14 protein-coding genes are annotated in these 18154 nt (G+C 41.6%); 11 read left to right on the forward strand and 3 right to left on the reverse strand.

The genetic code is table 11. The features are described 5' to 3' along the window. Positions 1 to 47: 47 nt before the first annotated feature. Positions 48 to 1451: a hypothetical protein gene (locus tag G458_RS0119025; RefSeq protein WP_026953314.1), complete on the reverse strand. Its 1404-nt coding sequence runs from the start codon at positions 1449 to 1451 to the stop codon at positions 48 to 50. A gap of 197 nt (positions 1452 to 1648) precedes the next feature. Between G458_RS0119025 and G458_RS0119035 the strand changes: the two genes are divergently transcribed. From G458_RS0119035 to G458_RS0119065, 6 genes are all read left to right on the forward strand, one after another. Beyond that, a complete protein-coding gene (locus G458_RS0119035) occupies positions 1649 to 4558 on the forward strand; it encodes a triple tyrosine motif-containing protein (RefSeq protein ID WP_084438903.1) in 2910 nt (969 codons plus the stop codon). 300 nt (positions 4559 to 4858) lie between these two features. After that, entirely contained in the window at positions 4859 to 5311 is a 453-nt protein-coding gene (locus G458_RS0119045; protein WP_026953316.1) for a MarR family winged helix-turn-helix transcriptional regulator, read from the forward strand. Positions 5312 to 5390: 79 nt separating this feature from the next. Then, positions 5391 to 5939 (forward strand): YceI family protein, encoded by a 549-nt coding sequence (locus G458_RS0119050; RefSeq protein WP_026953317.1) that lies wholly within the window; start codon positions 5391 to 5393, stop codon positions 5937 to 5939. A 54-nt stretch (positions 5940 to 5993) separates the two neighbouring features. Further along, a complete protein-coding gene (locus G458_RS0119055; RefSeq protein WP_026953318.1) occupies positions 5994 to 6944 on the forward strand; it encodes a ring-cleaving dioxygenase in 951 nt (316 codons plus the stop codon). After that, on the forward strand, positions 6937 to 7548 hold the full coding sequence (locus G458_RS0119060) for an alpha/beta hydrolase (protein WP_026953319.1): 612 nt from the start codon (positions 6937 to 6939) through the stop codon (positions 7546 to 7548). The genes G458_RS0119055 and G458_RS0119060 overlap by 8 nt, the downstream gene beginning before the upstream one ends. Positions 7549 to 7776: 228 nt before the next feature. Beyond that, positions 7777 to 8973 carry an ATP-binding protein gene (locus G458_RS0119065; RefSeq protein ID WP_026953320.1) on the forward strand — a complete coding sequence of 399 codons (1197 nt, stop codon included), beginning with the start codon at positions 7777 to 7779 and terminating at the stop codon, positions 8971 to 8973. A gap of 304 nt (positions 8974 to 9277) precedes the next feature. Here the strand turns inward: G458_RS0119065 and G458_RS0119070 are convergent, their stop codons facing one another. Together G458_RS0119070 and G458_RS0119075 are read right to left on the reverse strand one after the other, a co-directional pair. Then, positions 9278 to 12310, reverse strand: a complete 3033-nt coding sequence (locus tag G458_RS0119070) for an SbcC/MukB-like Walker B domain-containing protein (RefSeq protein ID WP_026953321.1) — start codon at positions 12308 to 12310, stop codon at positions 9278 to 9280. Continuing rightward, positions 12307 to 13533 carry a metallophosphoesterase family protein gene (locus G458_RS0119075; protein WP_026953322.1) on the reverse strand — a complete coding sequence of 409 codons (1227 nt, stop codon included), beginning with the start codon at positions 13531 to 13533 and terminating at the stop codon, positions 12307 to 12309. The genes G458_RS0119070 and G458_RS0119075 overlap by 4 nt, the downstream gene beginning before the upstream one ends. A gap of 184 nt (positions 13534 to 13717) precedes the next feature. Between G458_RS0119075 and G458_RS21200 the strand changes: the two genes are divergently transcribed. The 5 genes from G458_RS21200 (at position 13718) to G458_RS0119105 (ending at position 18105) form a co-directional block, all read left to right on the forward strand. After that, the gene (locus G458_RS21200) at positions 13718 to 14254 is read left to right on the forward strand and encodes a septal ring lytic transglycosylase RlpA family protein (protein ID WP_035468487.1); all 537 of its coding nucleotides are present in this window, start codon (positions 13718 to 13720) and stop codon (positions 14252 to 14254) included. Between the two features lie 362 nt (positions 14255 to 14616). Then, positions 14617 to 14856, forward strand: a complete 240-nt coding sequence (locus tag G458_RS0119090; protein ID WP_026953323.1) for a hypothetical protein — start codon at positions 14617 to 14619, stop codon at positions 14854 to 14856. A 4-nt stretch (positions 14857 to 14860) separates the two neighbouring features. Continuing rightward, complete coding sequence (locus tag G458_RS0119095) at positions 14861 to 15964, forward strand: hypothetical protein (RefSeq protein ID WP_026953324.1); 1104 nt, start codon at positions 14861 to 14863, stop codon at positions 15962 to 15964. Between the two features lie 214 nt (positions 15965 to 16178). After that, positions 16179 to 16481 carry a biotin/lipoyl-binding protein gene (locus G458_RS0119100; protein WP_026953325.1) on the forward strand — a complete coding sequence of 101 codons (303 nt, stop codon included), beginning with the start codon at positions 16179 to 16181 and terminating at the stop codon, positions 16479 to 16481. Between the two features lie 598 nt (positions 16482 to 17079). Further along, positions 17080 to 18105, forward strand: coding sequence for an NHL repeat-containing protein (locus G458_RS0119105; RefSeq protein WP_026953326.1), 1026 nt, complete (start codon positions 17080 to 17082; stop codon positions 18103 to 18105). Positions 18106 to 18154 lie beyond the last annotated feature (49 nt).

Raw genomic sequence — 18154 nt, forward strand, 5'->3', positions numbered from 1 at the left:
CAGGGTTATTGCGTTGGGAGACGTGCTCCCAACGCAAATTGAAAAATTTATTCAGAGATAAGCTTAAATGTCCACCAAACTCCGGATCCAGCCTGAATTTGTAGGGTCATTTTCTTAATTCCATTGGATTCTGTTAAACTTGCCACTTGGTAAGTTACATCGTTTGGAACTGCTACATTAGGCAATTCACCAGCATTGACAGCCTTGGATAGGCCCACATGAGCACCTTGACCGATAAGTTTCAAGGTAGAACCAGTGTATTCATAATTAAAATTAGTTGCAGAGATATGAGGTGCTTTTGGTGTTCCGCAGCCATCAGCTCCTACGCCTTGCCAAGTTTCTAGCCAGGTTTGGTTGCCCATGTCGATGGAGAATTTGCCATCAGCAGCAAATGTGTAAGTGTCGTCAAAGAAACATGCTCTGGTCGCAACATCTGCAGTAGTATTGAACCACCACTCACGGCTGCCTGCAGTAGGTCCTACCGACAAAGCTCCCTCAACTGGCTCCATCTTCCATTTGCCAACAATTGCAGATGCAGGAGATGCTCCGCCGGAAATCAATTTGAAATCCCACCAAACTCCATTTCCAGCCTGAATTCTAAGGGTCATTTTTCTGGTATCACCTACCTTGGTTTGTTCTACTATGGTATAGGCAATTTGATCAGCAATAGCTGCTCCATTGGAGATCTCACCGGCATTATTCACCTTAGCTAATCCCACGTGTGCTCCCTTGCCGATCAAAGTCAAGGTAGTAGAGGTGTAGGTATAAGTGTAGCTTCCTTTTCCATCGAATGGTGACTTAGGTGCACCGCAGCCATCGGCTGCCACACCTTGCCAAGTCTCTAGCCAAGTGGAATTACCCAAATCCATTTTGAAAGATCCATTCGTCTCAAAAGTGAAGGTGTCATCGAAGAAACAAGCTCTTGCCGCTACATCTCCGGCCGAATTTTGCCACCACTCTGAACTTCCAGGCGCAGGGCCTACTTTCATGGCTCCAGCTACAGGCTCCATCTTCCATACCCCTGAAATGTCAAAAGCAGGCTTAGCAGACGCTACTTTGAAAGAAACATTATCAACGCTTTCATTTCCGTTGGTATCAGTCGCCTTGAGATCTAAGTTGTAGTCTCCTGGATCAAATCCTCCTTTGACTTCGATTTGAACAATCTGAAAATCTCCGGAAAGATCCTGACCACCGGAAGTGATTACCGTCGCACCTCTTTTGATGGAGTAAGAAAACTTTGAAAGAGTACTTATTCTTCCTTCATCTTTTCCGTCAGATAGAGTTACCTGAACTTTAAAATCTTGCTTTTCCACCAATCCACTTGTGATTGGACCTAGAGTGATCTTAGGCGGATCGTCATTAACTGGTATATCCGCAAATCCATTGTCGCAAGCCCAAATTAGGGCTAAAGAGCAGCACAAAACTGCAATTTTTGATAAAGCGTTTTTCATGGGTCTATTTTTTTGTTGGAAGATCTTTCCGTTTTTTCTTAATCCCAAAAAATCACCTGCTACAACTATTCATCAGAATTAAAAATTCTATACATCAAAATTTCATCATTTGTATGAAAATCTGTTTATTTTGGCTCCAAAGGCTGATTTTCTGAATTTTGTTTTTTCACAGGAAAATCACTTAAATTCATTTTCTGATGAATATGAAAGTCCATATCAATAGTAGATTCGTGAGGGGGAGCGTTTGGCTGTTTCTTTGGGTTTTTCCTGTAATCCAGCTTTTTTCTCAAAATACTTCAGAGTTTCAGGGTCTTCCTTTTATTACTAACTATCCCGCCACAGTTTATGAAGCAGGGATCCAAAATTGGGACATTACCCAGGATAATATGGGTAGGATTTTTATCGCCAATAATTTGGGTCTTTTAGAATACGATGGCAGGTCATGGCAGAGATATGGCCTGAATAATACCAAAGTTAGATCAGCTCTCTTTGGTCAGAATGGAAGGATCTATGTTGGAAGTCAGGGAGATTTTGGATTCTTGCAGGGAGACCCTTTGGGGGAATTGACTTATGTTTCCTTGGCAGATAGTCTGGATACTTCTTTGCGTGATTTTGATGAAACTTGGAAAGTCTTTGCTCAAGGTGACCAGGTTTATTTCTGCACATTCAAGCGCGTTTATATCTTCGAAAAAAATGAATTACGTACAGTTGATTCCCCCAAACGCTTGGATATTTCCTTCCAAGTGGAAAATCAAATCTATACCCAGATTCCCGGAGAAGGATTAAATAAGCTGACCGAAACCGGTTTTGAAGTGGTTCTGAACGGAGATTTTTTTGCGGATAAGCGAATTTCCAACATTCTCGCGTATGATCGTAATCGATGGCTGATTTCCACATTTTCAAATGGCCTATTCTTGTATGACGGACAGATAAAGCCTTTTCCACTGAGTAGCTCTTTTTGGAAAAATGAATACCTCATCAATTATAGTACAAGGCTAAAAGACGGAGGGATTGCCCTTGGAACCCAAAATGCGGGCGTTTTTATTTTGGATCAAAATGGTCAATTACGCTATCATCTGGACAAAGAATCCGGGTTGATGGATCTGACCATTCATTACATTTTTGAAGATGATCAGCAGGGGCTATGGTTGGCGATGAATAATGGCCTTGCAAGAATTGATTTGGTTTCTCCATTTACCAGAATTGACGATCGATTAGGATTGACCGGTTCTGGATATGCGGCTTTGAAAAAAGGCAATACAATTTATTTGGGCACCAATAACGGACTGTTTTTATGGGAAAATGGTAATATAAGCATTGTAGAAGGGACAGAAGGGCAGGTTTATTCAGTGCAGGATATCCGGGGAAAAGTGATTGTAGGTCACAACAACGGGGCAATGCTCATAGAGAATCGTAAGGCAATTCCTCTCCATTCTGCCCAAGGTGCCTGGATTTTTAAGCAGGTTCCTTCCTCTCCTAGTTTATTGATTCAAGGGACATATTCAGGTTTGAATCTTTTTGAATGGAGAAATGATAGACCTGTTTTCCTTCAAAAAATTGAGGGGTTTGATGAATCCTCTAGAGTCATGGAATTTGAAGAAAATACCCTTTGGGTGGCTCATGGGTACAAAGGAGTGTATAGGATTAAATTTAGCGATGACTTCAAAAAAGTCGAGGAAAGTGTCTTGTATAATAGCGCTCAGGGATTTCCAAACGATGAGCTGATCAATGTTTATAAAATTGCCAATCAGTTGATCTTCACTGCAAACGGTGGTTTTTACAAATACGAAGCTGCCAAAGACCGATTTTTTCCATGGGATGAATTCAATGATCTTTTCGGATATGGCACACGGGTAGCAGATTTGGAAGGAGATGAATTAGGAAACATTTACTTCATTGAAGAAGATCGCTTGGGAGTGATTAAGTCCTTGGCGAATGGAAAAAAACAGATCAACTCTAAATCCTTCAATAAGATTAAAAGACTCTGGAATGATGATTTGGCCAATGTCATCGTACTGAATAATCAAAACATTTTGATAGGAGGAAAAGAAGGGTTCATTCATTATAACCCCCAAAAAGATCTCCCAAGAACTGAGCTCCCCAAAGTCTTTTTTAAAGAAATCACCAACCATGGAAAGGAATCCAAAGGCTTGTTTTTTGGACATAAGTCGCCCGACCAAGACCCTTCTATTAGTCTGGATCGGGACCTGACTTTTTCTCAGAATTCATTTTTGTTTGAGTTTTCATCCCCTCATTTCGAAAGCTCCGGAATGGTTCAATATCAGGTGATGTTGGAAAATTATGATGCCGAATGGAGTCCATGGACCACTGAAAGCCGAAAAGAGTACACCAACCTCCGGGAAGGCGATTATGTCTTTTGGGTCAAATCCAAGAATATCTTTGAAGAAGAATCTGAACCCATAGCTTTTTCCTTTACGATCAAGCCGCCAATCTACCGATCGCTTGGGGCCTATGTAATCTACACGATCCTAATTGTTGCAGGATTATGGATGGGTTTCATGTTTTTGGATAAGAGATACAAAAAGAAAACCAAAGCCATCGAAATCGAAAAAAACCGGGCCTTGCAAAAGAAGGAAAGTGAGCTCGAGGACTTGACCCAAAGAACTGAGGAAGAAATCATCAAGTTGAAAAATTCAAAACTTGAGGCAGAGATAAACTTCAAAAATCAGGAATTGACTTCCTCTGCGATGCACTTGATCCAAAAAAACAAGCTGCTTCAAGACATCAAAAACTCCCTAAAAAATCTAAGCAGTGAAGAGAAAAACAAGCAGCTTAATTCTCAATTAAACAGGTTGGTCAAGTCCATTGACAAGGATTTGGAAGGAGGGGAAGAATGGGCACTTTTTTCTCAAAACTTTGATCAGGTACATGGGAATTTTATCACTCGGCTCAAGGAGAGATATCCTGATCTCACTCCACAAGAGATAAAATTCAGTGCCTACATCAGGATGAATTTAAATACAAAGGAAATAGCAAACCTTCTCGGGATCTCTGTAAGAGGCGTTGAAATAGGAAGATATCGAGTCAGGAAAAAACTTGGGCTAGAACGGCAGGAAAACCTTAGTGACTTCCTTCTGAGATTTTGATCTTGGCTATAGATTGTCTTAAGTGTATTTTTAAATTGGAAACGGCTTTGGGTTTGATTTTTAGTGAGTTGAAAAAATAATCTCCTTTATTACCGCTTTTTTTCCAGTAACTTGAGGATATGGTTTTAATGCCTGCTTAAGCGGTAGATTGAAAAAATCTTCGTCTATGATAATTCGGGATCAAGAGAAATTTGGCGCCAAGGGCTACGGCCAAAATTCAGAAAAAATAATTTTTTTCAGAGAAATGGAAACCTTTTCTCATATTTGTGTGTATATACATTTAAATTACTTGTAGATAAAATGGGAAAGATAGAAGATGCCATCCAACAGAAGGAGTTTAAAGATCCTTACAACAAGGTTGTGGTGAATTTATTGTATACCCATAGCTACATGGTGACTTCCCAAAATGGACTCATGAAGCCTTTCGGGATCTCTCCCGAGCAATACAATGTGTTGAGAATCCTTAGGGGTCAGAATGGGGTACCTACTACAGTTTCTTCCATTCAGGAAAGGATGTTGAATAAAATGTCCAATGCCTCAAGGTTGGTGGAAAAACTGAAAATCAAGGGCCTTGTAGAGCGTACTGAGTGTCCTTCAGACAGGCGTCAGGTGGATATTGTCATCACAGAAAAAGGTCTGAAGATGCTGGGAGATTTGCAACTCCAAGTGGAGTCAGCCAATCGGGAAATGATTCATCTTTCGGAAGAAGAGGTTCACTTGCTGAATGATCTTTTGGATAAATTAAGAGGGTAAAAAAATTTACCCAAATCAATGTATAGACAAATAATGTTAACACAGTATAAATAAATTTCTAAACCTAAACACAACAATTATGAGTACTACAAAATGGACCATTGATCCCACACATTCAGAAGTATCGTTTAAAGTGAAGCACTTGGTGATTTCTACCGTGACAGGTTATTTCAGAAAGTTCGAGGGCATTGCAGAATCTAGCAGTGAAGATTTTGACGGAGCTGCAGTTTCTTTCTCAGCGGATATTGACACCATCGATACCAATCAGTCAGACCGAGATGCCCATTTGAAATCACCTGATTTCTTTGATGCAGCAAATCATCCTAAATTGACTTTTGATGGAAAAGTGGCCAAGTCCGGTGGAGACTATAAATTGGTCGGAGACTTGGAAATCCGTGGAACCAAAAAGCAAGTGGAACTCGATGTAGATTTTGGCGGAGTGGTTGCTGACCCTTATGGACAAACCAAGGCCGGATTTGAAATCGAAGGAAAGATTTCCAGAAAAGAATTTGGCCTTACCTGGTCTGCAGTGACCGAAGCTGGCAGCGTGGTGGTAAGTGACCAAGTAAGATTGCATCTCAGTGTGCAGCTCGTCAAGCAGCAAGTAGCAGAAGAAGCTACTGCCTAAATTTTGAAAGCTGCCTTCGGGCAGCTTTTTTTTAACCCAAAAGAAAGGAAAATCATGAAACCCCTTATCACAGGAATTCACCATATCACGGCTATTGCCGGTGATCCCCAAAAAAATATTGACTTCTACACCGGAATTCTCGGCTTGAGATTGGTCAAGAAGACCATCAATTTTGATGCTCCGGATGTTTATCATTTCTATTTTGGAGATGAGCAAGGGAGTCCGGGTACCGTCTTCACCACCTTTCCTTTCAAAGGAGCAAGGAAAGGAACCAAAGGTACCGGGGAGTTGACTTATACCGCATTCTCGGTGTCTAAGGATTCTCTGTCTTTTTGGATTGAGCGATTGAAAAAATTTGGGGTGCTGGTTTCTGATGTCCAAACTCGCTTTGGAGATAAACTAATCCGTTTTGAGGATCACGACGGAATGGGAATCGAACTGGTCGCCAATGATTCGGATGATCGTGAAGGTTGGACTTATGGCCCTGTTCCCAAAGAACATTCTATTCGTGGATTTTATGGTGCGACACTCAACCTCAGATCCAAGGATGAGACGGAGAAGCTATTACTGAATCACATGAATTACCGGTTTATTGGTCAGGAAGGGGAAAGGTATCGGTACGGGACAGAAGGAAAAGCAGGAGATATCGTGGATATCCTAGTCAATCCTGCTGGAAACCGAGGAATGCAAAGTGCTGGCACGGTCCATCACATCGCTTTCCGAACCGCCAATGAGGCTTCTCAGTTGGAAATCCAGCAGATTCTTATGGAGAATGGGTATATGGTGACCGAAGTTAAAGATAGAAACTACTTCAAGTCCATTTATTTCCGAGAACCAGGTGGAGTTTTGTTTGAAATTGCCACAGATGAACCTGGATTTGCGATTGACGAAGAAGAAGCTCATTTAGGTGAATTGCTCAAGTTGCCGGATTGGGCAGAAGCCAGTAGGAAGAGAATTGAATCCGCGCTGATTCCGGTAACTCTAAACCCAGAAAAGTATGTCTGAAATCAAACAAAAAGGTCTGCCATTGGGCGAAGCTGGTAAAGCCATAATCCTGATTCATGGGAGAGGGGCGACCGCTGACAGTATCTTAAGCCTTAGTTCGTACTTGAATTTGACCGATTATGCAATTTTGGCTCCTCAGGCGAACAGAAATTCTTGGTATCCGTTTGGGTTTATGTCTCCTGAAGAAAGCAACACAGTTGCGCTGCAAGAGTCCTTGGAATTGATCCAAAACGTGCTCTCTGAAATTCTTGAATCTGGAATTCCTGCCTCAAAAGTGGTGCTGATGGGCTTTTCCCAAGGGGCTTGTTTGAGTCTTGAATTTGCCGCCCGTCATGCCCAAAAGTGGGGAGGAGTGGTGGCATTTACTGGAGGTTTAATCGGGGAAAACTTGAAGCCGGAAAATTATTCCGGTGACTTTCAGGGGACTCCGATTTTTATCGGTAGCAGTGATCGGGATTTTCACGTCCCGGCTTCCAGAATTAAGGAGTCTGCGAGTTTGCTGGAGCAAATGGGTGGAGAGGTGACAGTTAGGCTGTTTGATGATTCGGATCATACGATTAGGGCTGAAGAAATCAACTGGGTAAACCAAAATATATTCGTCTGACCCAAAGGTGAGACTCCTCCATTTGGAGTATAAGACTTTTCTTGTAAGGTCTATTTAGTAAAAAGTCCCCGGCACTTGTCGGGGTATTTTTTTGTCTTTTTTTGACTTGAGCAAAAAAAGAAGAAAAAATTATTTTATAAATCGCTGTAAATCAATAAAAAGAGGTTGTAATTTGGAAATTACTCAACGTATTAAGTAAATTTACTCAGTATATTGAGAAAATAGCTAATGAGTTTCCAAAGAGCTGAAAAAGAGACTATTCAAAGACGACTTCAAGATGAGCCTAGGAGGTTCATTCAGGTTATCTATGGACCAAGACAAGTGGGTAAGACTACCTTGGTTCGTCAGGTGATCCGGGATTTGAATTATCCTTATGACTTGGTAGCCGCAGATGCCGTGGCCGCTACGGATCGGATGTGGATTACGCAACAATGGGAAAATGCCCGCTTCAAGCGGCAGCTATCTCCTCAAACCCCCTATTTGCTCGTGATCGATGAGGTCCAAAAAATCGATAACTGGAGCGAGCAGGTCAAAGCCGAATGGGATCGGGATACGATGGAAGAGTTGGACATTCGGGTCATTTTACTGGGTTCGTCCCGATTGATGCTACAGCAGGGCTTGACCGAGTCGCTAGCGGGGAGATTTGAATCCACCTATTTGGGTCATTGGTCCTATCTGGAAATGAAACATGCTTTCGGGCTTACTGCTGAAGAATACATCTGGTTTGGAGGTTATCCCGGTGCGATCACACTCAAAGAGGACGAAGACCGGTGGAAGGCCTACGTCCGAGATTCTCTTTTGGAGACGAGCATTTCCCGGGATATTCTTATGCTGACTCGGGTGGATAAGCCGGCGCTCATGAAGCGCCTATTCGAAATCGGTTCTTCCTATTCTGGTCAGGTGCTCAGCTATACCAAAATCATGGGACAGCTAGCCGATGCGGGCAATACCACTACCCTCGCTAATTATCTGGTACTGCTCAATGAGGCTGGGCTATTAGGAGGACTTGAGAAATATAGTCCCAATGTGGTACGAAAGCGCTCCTCAAGCCCCAAATTCCAAGTGCACAACACTGCCATCATGTCGGGGATATCCAATGAGACCTTCGGAACTCTCAAGGCCGATCATCGGGCTTGGGGGCGCTGGGTCGAGTCTGCTGTAGGTGCCCACCTGATCAATCAATCTTTCAAGATCAAAAAGCTAAACCTCTACTATTGGAGGGAAGCCAATGATGAAGTGGATTTCATAGTCGAATACCAAAAACGGATCATTGCAATGGAAGTAAAGACCTCCAAAGTCGGTGGATTGGCTGGCTTGAATACCTTTGCAAAAGCTTTCAGTCCTGAAAAATCCCTGGTTATCGGCACCGATGGGATACCATGGGAAGACTTCTTGCAGATGAATGTATTGGATTTGTTTGGATAAAAGACAGTCATTTGGCTGTCTTTTTTTTGCTTAAAAATTATTTTATAAATAGCTGTATATCAATTGGTAAATTCACTTTTTTAGATTTTACTCAATAAGCTGAGTAAAATTACTCAATAGATTCCTTTAGCCACAAAATCACCAAGGTACGAAAGGAGATTCTATTGTTTTTCGGAAAGAGTTTCCAGCAGATTTAAAGAGAAAAAAGACACAGATTTTCACAGATTTGGCTACCAAATAGGGCCTCCATTGTTAGAAACCCTTTGCGCTCTTAATTTACCCTTGGAGGCCTTTGTGGCAAATACTAATAAGAATACCGAATCTGAGATCCTTTTTCTGCGTCAAGTTCAATCTGAGCGAATACCCCAATCTCCTGCTGCAGTTCTTCCACATGGCTGATGATGCCGACGACTCGGTTTTCGTGCCTTAGTGCTTTGAGCGTCTCAAACACCACCCGTAGGGAGTTTCGGTCCAAGGCTCCGAAGCCTTCGTCCAGAAAGAAAAAGCTTTGGTCTGCCTGATTGAGTGCTTTGACTTTTTCTGCCAAGGCCAGGGCGAGGCAAAGGGAAGCTTGGAAAGTCTGCCCTCCAGAAAGTGTCTTCAGCAGGCGCTTTTTCCCTCCGTTGAGATAATCCACCACCCAAAATGTATTGCTGTCGTCAATTTCCAAGCTCAGGCTGTTTTTGGTCAGCTTCATAAATCGCAGGTTGGCGGTATTGCAAAGCTCTCGGAGATAAATGGAACTGACGTATTTGACAAACCCTTTTCCAAAAAACAGTCTTTCCAGCTCCCGAAGTCCACTTTCCCGATTTTCGATTTCATGGAAAGATTGGGCCAATTTTTCCTTTTCTTTCAGCTTCAAGGTCATTTCTTTCAGGGATTCTTGAAGCAGAACAAGTTGATTTTGCAGGGTCTTGGACTGGACTTGAAGCTGCTCAAGTTTCTGCTGTTTGGATAAAAAACTATCTTCTGAAAAGGCCTGAACTCCTTCCTCTGCCTGAAGTTCGGCGATTCGAGATCGTGTAATGGCCAGTTTTTGGTCGAATTGCTGGATTTCCAAGGCTGTTTTTTCCGCATCCAGAGAATGGTGAAAAAGCCGAACTAAGGAGTTCTCGTCTGAAAACCCATGCTTGGTTTTCAGCTTTTCAAACTCTTCTTCTAAACCTTTGATTTTTTCGGTGTTTTCCTTCACCTGATTTTTATAGTGCTCGATGTCTGCCAGGTTTTTGGTTTGGGCAGCTCTTCTTTCCTGAAGATACTTTTGTTTTCCCAACAGCTCCGAGGCGGCTTTTTCGATGTCTTTTTCTACGCCGAGAATTGAATGTAGGATTTGCGCAGTTTCTTTCAAGAAAAAGGGTTTGCAGAAAGTCGGATCCTTGATTTCCTCCTGCTTGGTGCGAATTCTAGAGGTGATTTCCTGGGCGGCCATTTGTGCAAGCTGCAATTGCTTCTCAGACTTTTCAGTGATTTCCCGACTGGTCGACCAGTTTTTTCGCTTGACTTGCATTTGCTGGTGAAGTGCTTCTTTTTGAGAATGGATCTGGGAGAGCTGAGTGATTTGCACAGCCAGCTCTTCCTCCGTTTGGATCTTCCAGGTCTGAAGCTTAGCCCAAAACTCTTGCTGTTGAACTTCCAGACTTTGAATTTCCTTAAGCTTATCCTGAAGGTTTCGTGCCAGATTATCCAGGTTGTTTTGCTCAACTTTTTCCTTTTGGATCAAGGCGAGGATTTTCTCCAATTCGTCCTTTTCCCGGTTGATTTGCAATTCTTTCGCTTTGATTTCGCTTTCTTCGGAATGGGTCTGGATCGGATAGGGATGCTCCATGGCTCCGCAAAAAGGGCAAGGTTCGCCTGAGACCAAAAGATGGGCATGAGCATTTAGTCCTTGCTTTCTCATCAGTTTTTCACGTTCGGCCTCCAAATTTCTAATTTTCGATTTTTGGGTTTCGGTCCAGGTTTCCAGACTTTTTTCACCTTTAGGGATCCGATGCTTGATCTCTTCCAGCAGGGTCTTGATCTTATGATCTTCCGCTTCAAAATTCCCCTTGATTCGCTTCAGATCAGCCAATCTTTCCTGGTTTGGCTTCAGTTGATTTTGGATGGTTTTCAGATCACTGAGAAGTGCCGGATCAGCTGAAGGGATAGATTCAGCTTGGCTTTCCAGCGCTTGGATGTCGAGCTCGAGTTGGCGGAGGAGGGCTTTTTGAGACTCCAATTCGGGCTGTAGCGTTTCTACCTGTTTCTGCGCCGTTTCCAGTTTGCCGCTCCATTCCTGGATTTCGATGACTTTATGAAGGTCCCGGATTTTGGCTTCCCGACTGGAGCGCTCCTCATTTTTTTTGCGTAGTTCTTGCTCCTCCACTTCGAGTTGAGCGATTTCTTTTTCAAAACCTTCCTTAAATCGCTCGCAATCGGTCACGCTGACTTGGTATTTTTCCAAATCCTTTTTGCGGTCTTGAAGCTGATCCCAAATTGGCCGAAGGTAAGTTTTGGCTGTGATGAATTCTTTATATAGCTGACGTTGCTCTTCTAGTTCAGGCAACTTTTTTTCCAAGCCACTCAGTTGAGCCTTCAGCTCCTGAAGTTGGAGATAGGACCTTCGGCTTAGCTCCAACTTTCTAAATTCCTGCTCGGTCTGGGTCAAGGCTAGCACAGCTTTTTGATTTTCTGTTTCCAGATTGGCCTGTTCGGTTTGTTTTTCCTGAAGGAATTCCGGAGAAATACTTTCCAGATTATCCAAAAGAGCCTTTAGCCGAGTTTTTTCCAGTTCGGCTGCTTTTCTGAGTTCCCCCGCTTTGGAAGAAAGGTCAAAGCGGTCCAATCCAAAGAGCTGCTGCATCATATCTGCCCGCTCCTTTGGGGACTGATCGATAAATTCCCGGAATTTCCCCTGAGGAATGATTACAGTCTGTTTGAAATGCTCCTTGCTCATGCCGATCAACTCATCAGCCTTTTGGTCTACAGCTTCCCAGTCTGAGCCTTGCCATTGATAAAAGGTATGCTCTCCGGTTTCTATTTTCTCAGGGTCTTTTTTGTTTCGCTTGGCAGCATAGCGGGCAAGGTAGGTTTTGGTATTGTTCTTTCCTGAGCGGAAGGTAAAATTGATCAAGAGGTGGCTACTTTGAAGGTTCACCATGCTCGATCGTTCTCCGGTGGCGGCCAGGCGCTCTGTACTTCCGTAAAGTGCGAGAAGGATGCCTTCCAGAATGGATGATTTCCCACTTCCTACCGCACCAAAAATTCCAAACAGCCCGGCAGCGGTTAGTTTATCAAACTCGATCGTTTGTTTTTCACGATAGGAGTAAAGGCCTTCGATTTCCAGTCGTACAGGGATCATGAGGGGTCGTTTTGGCTGATGATTTCTTTGAAAAGTTCGAGCAGTTCTGCATTGGGTTCCTGGCCTTTTTCACTTTGGTAGTACATCCGAAAGAGGCTTTCCATATCCTTTTCCAAATCGTCCACATGAAGTGTGAAATTTTCCTGCCCAGTAGGATTTTGGAGTTGGGGGATCAGGTTGACTACCCCGTCATGGGCTTTGAGAATAGCCTTTCGGGTACTGGCATCAATTGAGGTTTCTGTGACATAGGTGATTTCCACAAAGCAGCTTGGGTTTTGTTCCAGCCAGGAAAGGGTAGAAGCCAAGTTGTCAAACTTCACTCGGAATAGCGGTCGGCCTTGTTTGAGTCCAATGGGGCGATAGCTGACCGGTTGCCCAACTTGGGCCTCGATCAGCACCACCTTTTTCTCCTGATCTGCCTCGGAAAAAGAATAGGCAAGAGGAGAACTGGAGTACACCACAGGAATGGATTCATGGCCTACAGCATGGTAGCGATGAAGATGGCCAAGTGCGGCGTATTGGATTTGAGGAGGGATATTCTGGGTAAAAAGGGCCTGAGTTCCGCCTACGTGTAGGATAGGCCGCTCAGATTCGGGTTCTGCCTCGGGCTTTTCTCCTTCTTTCATAAAGAAAAAATGGCCCACAAAGAGATTCAGTCCCTTTTCATCGCAATGTCGATCGGCTAATTCCTGCCATTTGGCGGAAAGGATTTTCCGGAATTGGGCTTCCCTATCTTCCTCTCCGAGGTAAGTGCGGAGGCTGACCTCATTGGCGTAGGGGGCCAAAATCACCCGGACGGGGAAGTCCACTTGAGGCAGTTGAATTTCTACAAAACCGCTTTCGGATTTAGTGATCTCTACTCCAGATTCCAGCTTTCCGCAAGGAATTACGCTATCGTATCGGCTATAGAAGAATATCCCCAATTCCCTGGCCAATGGATCGGGTGCCTCGACAAATTGGGTGCTGTCGTGATTGCCGGAGATGGCGAGGATGGGTCGGGTACCGTTTTTAGAGAGGCGGCGCAGGGTTTTGTATAGCAGTTCGACCGCTTCGTGGGCTGGATTGAAGCTGTCAAAGATATCTCCTGCGAGCAAAACTAAATCTACCTGCTCTTGATCAGCGATCTGGCAGATTTCGTCCAGTACCAATTTTTGCTCTTCCAGTCTGGAGAATTCTTGAAGCCGTTTGCCGAGGTGCCAGTCGGCGGTGTGGAGTATTTTCATTTTTGTCAACAGTCAACAGTCAACGGCCCACAGTGGCAGAAAATAAGTTTGAATGCATTCATAAAAATTCAAGCTCTGGGATTGACTAAACATTATTCACTAAGATAGTCCAAGGCAGGAGATCTGCCAAGGGAAAGGAAGGTGATGACAGCAATTGGCATTTTTATTGTCAAACAGGGCGGAAATGTTAGATTCGGTCGTGAAAATAAAACTCCTTTTAGTCTTGATGATGGGTGTGCTAAGCTTTGAGGCCCTAGCCAAATCAGATTCCTTGCTGCTTCAAGAAGGCACGGCAAGTTTTTATGGGAGGAAATTCCATGGAAAAAAGACGGCAAGTGGGGAGGTTTTTTCCTTGGACAGCCTGACTGCTGCCCATAAGCGTTTGCCTTTGGGAACCTGGGTGCGGGTAATCAACCAAAAGAATGGCTTATCGGTGGTGGTTCGTATCAATGATCGGCTTCCCATCTATTCTAAAAGGCAAATTGACATCAGTAGGGCAGCGGCGGAGCGGATCGAGATGGTCCAGGATGGCTTGGCGAAAGTACGAATTGAGGCGTTGGATTTGGATGAATTGGACCGGCTGGTAGACTATTATGCGGATAAGGAGCATTCCGGGTTGCGGATCAGACCTTTCCATCGGGTAGTCCCAATTCCCAAAAGAGAACTGGACCTGAGTTTGAAAAAGGTAAAGCTTGAAAGGGGTAACTTTTTTATTCTTTGAGTCTTTTAGAAAGGCCAAATATGATCCCAAACATGCTTTTGTCGTTTCTCAGGGTCTTTGGATTCCCTTTTCCGAAGAATTCTTGGAAAGCGAGGAGGGCTTGCAGGGGGATTTATTTTTCTTTCAGAAATAGCCTAATGGGCTTTTGGCCAGCTAGTTAGCTTTACTAACTAAAAATTTTATTCCTGAAAATCAACTACTTGCCTAAAAGTGACAAAATATTTAAAAACTGATCTTGTTTTTTGGTTTTTTTCGGTTGTTAGTTTTCTAACGAAAGATCAAGGTCGGCGCGCAGTGTCTGGATTTTTCAACAGGACCAAAGGTTGGTTCTGGGGAGTGTTACCGATTAAAATTTTAATGTGATGAAAAAAATTGTTTTAAAAATTAGCCTCTTTAGTATTTGCCTCATGGGTTCCTTTTCGGCGTTTCCGTGTGGCGGTGTTTGGAATGCATGTGGTTCTGATGATGTTATTGCTTTAGGCAGTGATGCACTGGATAATTGCTGCGCAGGATCTGCTATTGTAATTCATGACATTTGCGAAGGAAGAGCCTTTCTGATGGTTGTTCCTGAAAATGGTCCAAACTCAAGTTGTGGAGGGTAAATTCATGAAAAGGTGCTTTTTCTTACTATGGATTATTCTTTCATGTTCTCCTAAAAGTAAGCATGATGAAGAATACGTTTTGACCATTGGCAAAGAAGAAGTTGTTAAATTAGGTACCTCAGGATTATCTTCTGAGGTGCCTTTTAAATTTTCTACAATTTCTAATGAGGAGGCATTGATTTTTAATCAGTTTTCCCGAACGATAGACACTATTACTTACAGTAAAAGAAAAATAGAAATAAAAAGAGGTATTGAAGTCCCAATTGATGGTCCACAAGCAATTTCTGATTTTTCATATTTTTGGACTTGTGGCGAAAAATTAGTTTTATTTTTAACCGGGAATTCAATTATACAATGGGATTTGAATTTATATGATGTAAAGGAGATTCCATTTTCAGGATTTGATATATTTAATTCTGAGGAATATATAGCTATATCTAAAGGTAATGGGTATCATTTTAATTATACTGCATTTGATTGCGCAAGGGGTAATCTTTTTCTTTCTGTGAAAGGTATGATGGGTAAGGAAACCAAAATAGTTCAGTATAATTTTTACTCCAATATATTAAAGGTATTACCAATTGAAATAAATGATGATGAGTTAATCAGAAATACCATTGCTCTACCAAATGGCCTTGAAGCTATTAACTTTCCTGATTTACTATTTTTTGAAAATTTTTTACTTATTTCCTATACCTACAAATCAGATTTTCAAGTTTTTGATTTAAATACGGGAACAGAGAAGAAAATTAAGGTTTTGTCGAATCTTTTTCCTAATCAAAAGTCAGTACCCAAGATAGAAAACACACCAAGCCTAACTATAGATGCTTTGAAAATTTGGCAAGATGAAGTTTCATTTGGATCAATGGGAGTGTTAAATGAACAAACTTTATTTAGAATTGTAAGAGGAAAAAAAGAAGGTATCAGGGGTGAAGTTTTTATTGAATTGTTCAATAGACAGTTTGAAAAAATCTATGAAGGAAGTCTTTCAAAAGATAATGAGAATTTAGGTAGTCTGGTCCTTCCTTTCCTAGGAAAGGTTTGGATTCCTTCTTTAACTCAGAAAATTGAAGATGAATTAGTGTTGTATAGTGTTGATTTAAAATGATTTTCTAGAATGTTTTTTGTATGGAGAAAAGAATATTTATGTGATATTTAAAGTAAATGAGGTGTCAGATTTGCAATTTAGCTGATTCCAATAAGTAAGGATTTAAAATTTCCACGATTTTAGACTAGCACAAAAAAATATTTTTATACTAATTCAATTACTCATAACATGTATTTCCATCCCCATTTTGAATCCTTTTGTTTCACTGATCTAAATGGTTTTGTGCGCTTGCTCAGAAGCTAAGCAAGACTCCCAAGAAATCCCCTCAGAAACCTTCCGAAATGAGGTTTCTGCCACCGAAATCCGGGTGGCCACCTCCGAACCGAAAAGTTTTGACTACCTGATTAATGGCACCGGGAAACTGGAAGCGCTCTCCGAAGTCAAAGCGCTTGTGGAGCGGGAAGGTTACTTGGATAAAGTCCAAGTGCTCGAAGGGCAGTTGGTCCAAAAAGGTCAAATCATCGCCACTCTCAATTTTAGGGAGGCGGAGTTTGAACTGGAAAATGAAATAGTATGATCCCAAACACACTTTTGTCTTTTCCAAGGGGCTTTGGATTCGCAATGGCGATGCATTTCTGGAATGCGAAGAAGGACTACAGAGGGTTTAGTTCCCTTTTCAGAAATAACCTAATTAGCTTTTATCCAGTCTGTTAGCATTACTAACAAAAAATTTTATCCTTGAAAATCAACTACTTGCCTAAAAGTGACAAAATATTTTAAAACTGTACTTGTTTTTTTTTTTTCGGTTGTTAGTTTTTTAACGAAAGATCAAGGTCGGCGCGCAGAGTCTGGATTTTTCAACAGAACCAAAGGTTGGTTCTGGAATAGTTTCAATTAAACAAACTTTTGAAAAATTATGAAAAAACTGTTAATTCTATTTTCGGGCCTTTTATTTCTCACAGGGGTAGAGGCAATTTCTTGCTCGGCAAGCTATGATTGCGCAGGGGGAAGTTCTATTAGCTGTACTGGAGATACACAATGTAACTCCGGTAGAGGTTGGGTAGAATGTACTTATAGTGATGGTGGGCGTGCTTTTAATGCATGCCCAGAAATGTAAATTAATTCTCTTTTGGGATTCAAAAGAATCCCCTTTTCCATAATTTTAAAAATAGGATATGAAAACCATACTTTATTTTGCAATTGTAGGCTTCTTTTTTTTGGGATGTAGAAATGAAGAACCAAAGGATGTAGAACTAATTGTGCTAAAACCCCAAAGGGTTATTTCACAGATTGATAGTCTTTTTTTTGTTAGAGTAAGCTTAAATAGTAAAAAAGATAATGTCTTTGTTTTGAGTCAGAATCCTTCTTTGTTGGTAAAGACGAATTCCAAGTTTGAGCCGTTATGGGTCTATGACAAAGAAGGTGAAGGTCCATCTGATTTGAGCTATCCAGAGCAATCCATTATCATTGAGGATAAAATTTATGTTTTAGATCATGGTAACCAAAGTATAAAGGTTTTTGAAACTTCAAATGGTAGTTTTGTTCAATCGTTTCGGATCCCAGAGCGTGTTTCAAACCATAGATTTGATATTTCAAAAGAAGGTAATTTTTACTTTTCTATTTTAGGATTGCAGGAGGGAAACTCAGTAATTGAAGTTGACTCAGCAGGTAATCTGATAAAGCATTTAGGGGTTAATTTTCCTGAAACTGGAATTGGTTCAAATCGTCAAATGAAGTATTTCCAATTAGATAATGAAGATAATATAATATTTATAGGGGCAAGTTTGCCTTATGTTGAAATTATAAATAGTAAAGGTGGGAGTATTAAAAGATTCTCTTTGGAGGATTTTGAGCCTATAAAAAGAGCTTTGGATTCGTTAGAAAATGATATAAAAACAAACAAAAGGGGAATGGCAACAAACTCTATTCCTTCTTTTATAGTAGATGCCCAATATGTAAATGGTAAATTATATATATCTTTTACAGATAGAATTGGACTTGATAGAAGTAAAGCAAGAAATCTCTTAGAATTTAAAATTAATAAGGAGGTTTGCGAATTGACAAGAATGATAAAGCTTCAAACTGATACTAAAGATGATGGTTTTCATCCTCGAAATTTTTATGTGGATTCAGAAAATAATAGACTACTTGTACAAGGTTTAATTACTGGTCAAATCTATGAATTTGACCTGCCTGAATAGAATTCGTTTATACCATCAATGCGTACTTTGGGATTTTCCCTTTATTGAG

It is taken from the genome of Algoriphagus mannitolivorans DSM 15301, assembly GCF_000429425.1.
GTDB classification, from domain to species: Bacteria; Bacteroidota; Bacteroidia; order Cytophagales; family Cyclobacteriaceae; genus Algoriphagus; species Algoriphagus mannitolivorans.

Coding starts and splice junctions, on each gene's coding strand:
- G458_RS21200 (WP_035468487.1), top strand. CDS start 13,718: ATGTTAGATTCGGTCGTGAAAATAAAACTCCTTTTAGTCTTGATGATG.
- G458_RS0119070 (WP_026953321.1), bottom strand. CDS start 12,310: ATGATCCCTGTACGACTGGAAATCGAAGGCCTTTACTCCTATCGTGAA.
- G458_RS0119105 (WP_026953326.1), top strand. CDS start 17,080: ATGAAAACCATACTTTATTTTGCAATTGTAGGCTTCTTTTTTTTGGGA.
- G458_RS0119095 (WP_026953324.1), top strand. CDS start 14,861: ATGAAAAGGTGCTTTTTCTTACTATGGATTATTCTTTCATGTTCTCCT.
- G458_RS0119055 (WP_026953318.1), top strand. CDS start 5,994: ATGAAACCCCTTATCACAGGAATTCACCATATCACGGCTATTGCCGGT.
- G458_RS0119075 (WP_026953322.1), bottom strand. CDS start 13,533: ATGAAAATACTCCACACCGCCGACTGGCACCTCGGCAAACGGCTTCAA.
- G458_RS0119090 (WP_026953323.1), top strand. CDS start 14,617: ATGAAAAAAATTGTTTTAAAAATTAGCCTCTTTAGTATTTGCCTCATG.
- G458_RS0119100 (WP_026953325.1), top strand. CDS start 16,179: ATGGTTTTGTGCGCTTGCTCAGAAGCTAAGCAAGACTCCCAAGAAATC.
- G458_RS0119045 (WP_026953316.1), top strand. CDS start 4,859: ATGGGAAAGATAGAAGATGCCATCCAACAGAAGGAGTTTAAAGATCCT.
- G458_RS0119060 (WP_026953319.1), top strand. CDS start 6,937: ATGTCTGAAATCAAACAAAAAGGTCTGCCATTGGGCGAAGCTGGTAAA.
- G458_RS0119065 (WP_026953320.1), top strand. CDS start 7,777: ATGAGTTTCCAAAGAGCTGAAAAAGAGACTATTCAAAGACGACTTCAA.
- G458_RS0119050 (WP_026953317.1), top strand. CDS start 5,391: ATGAGTACTACAAAATGGACCATTGATCCCACACATTCAGAAGTATCG.
- G458_RS0119035 (WP_084438903.1), top strand. CDS start 1,649: ATGAATATGAAAGTCCATATCAATAGTAGATTCGTGAGGGGGAGCGTT.
- G458_RS0119025 (WP_026953314.1), bottom strand. CDS start 1,451: ATGAAAAACGCTTTATCAAAAATTGCAGTTTTGTGCTGCTCTTTAGCC.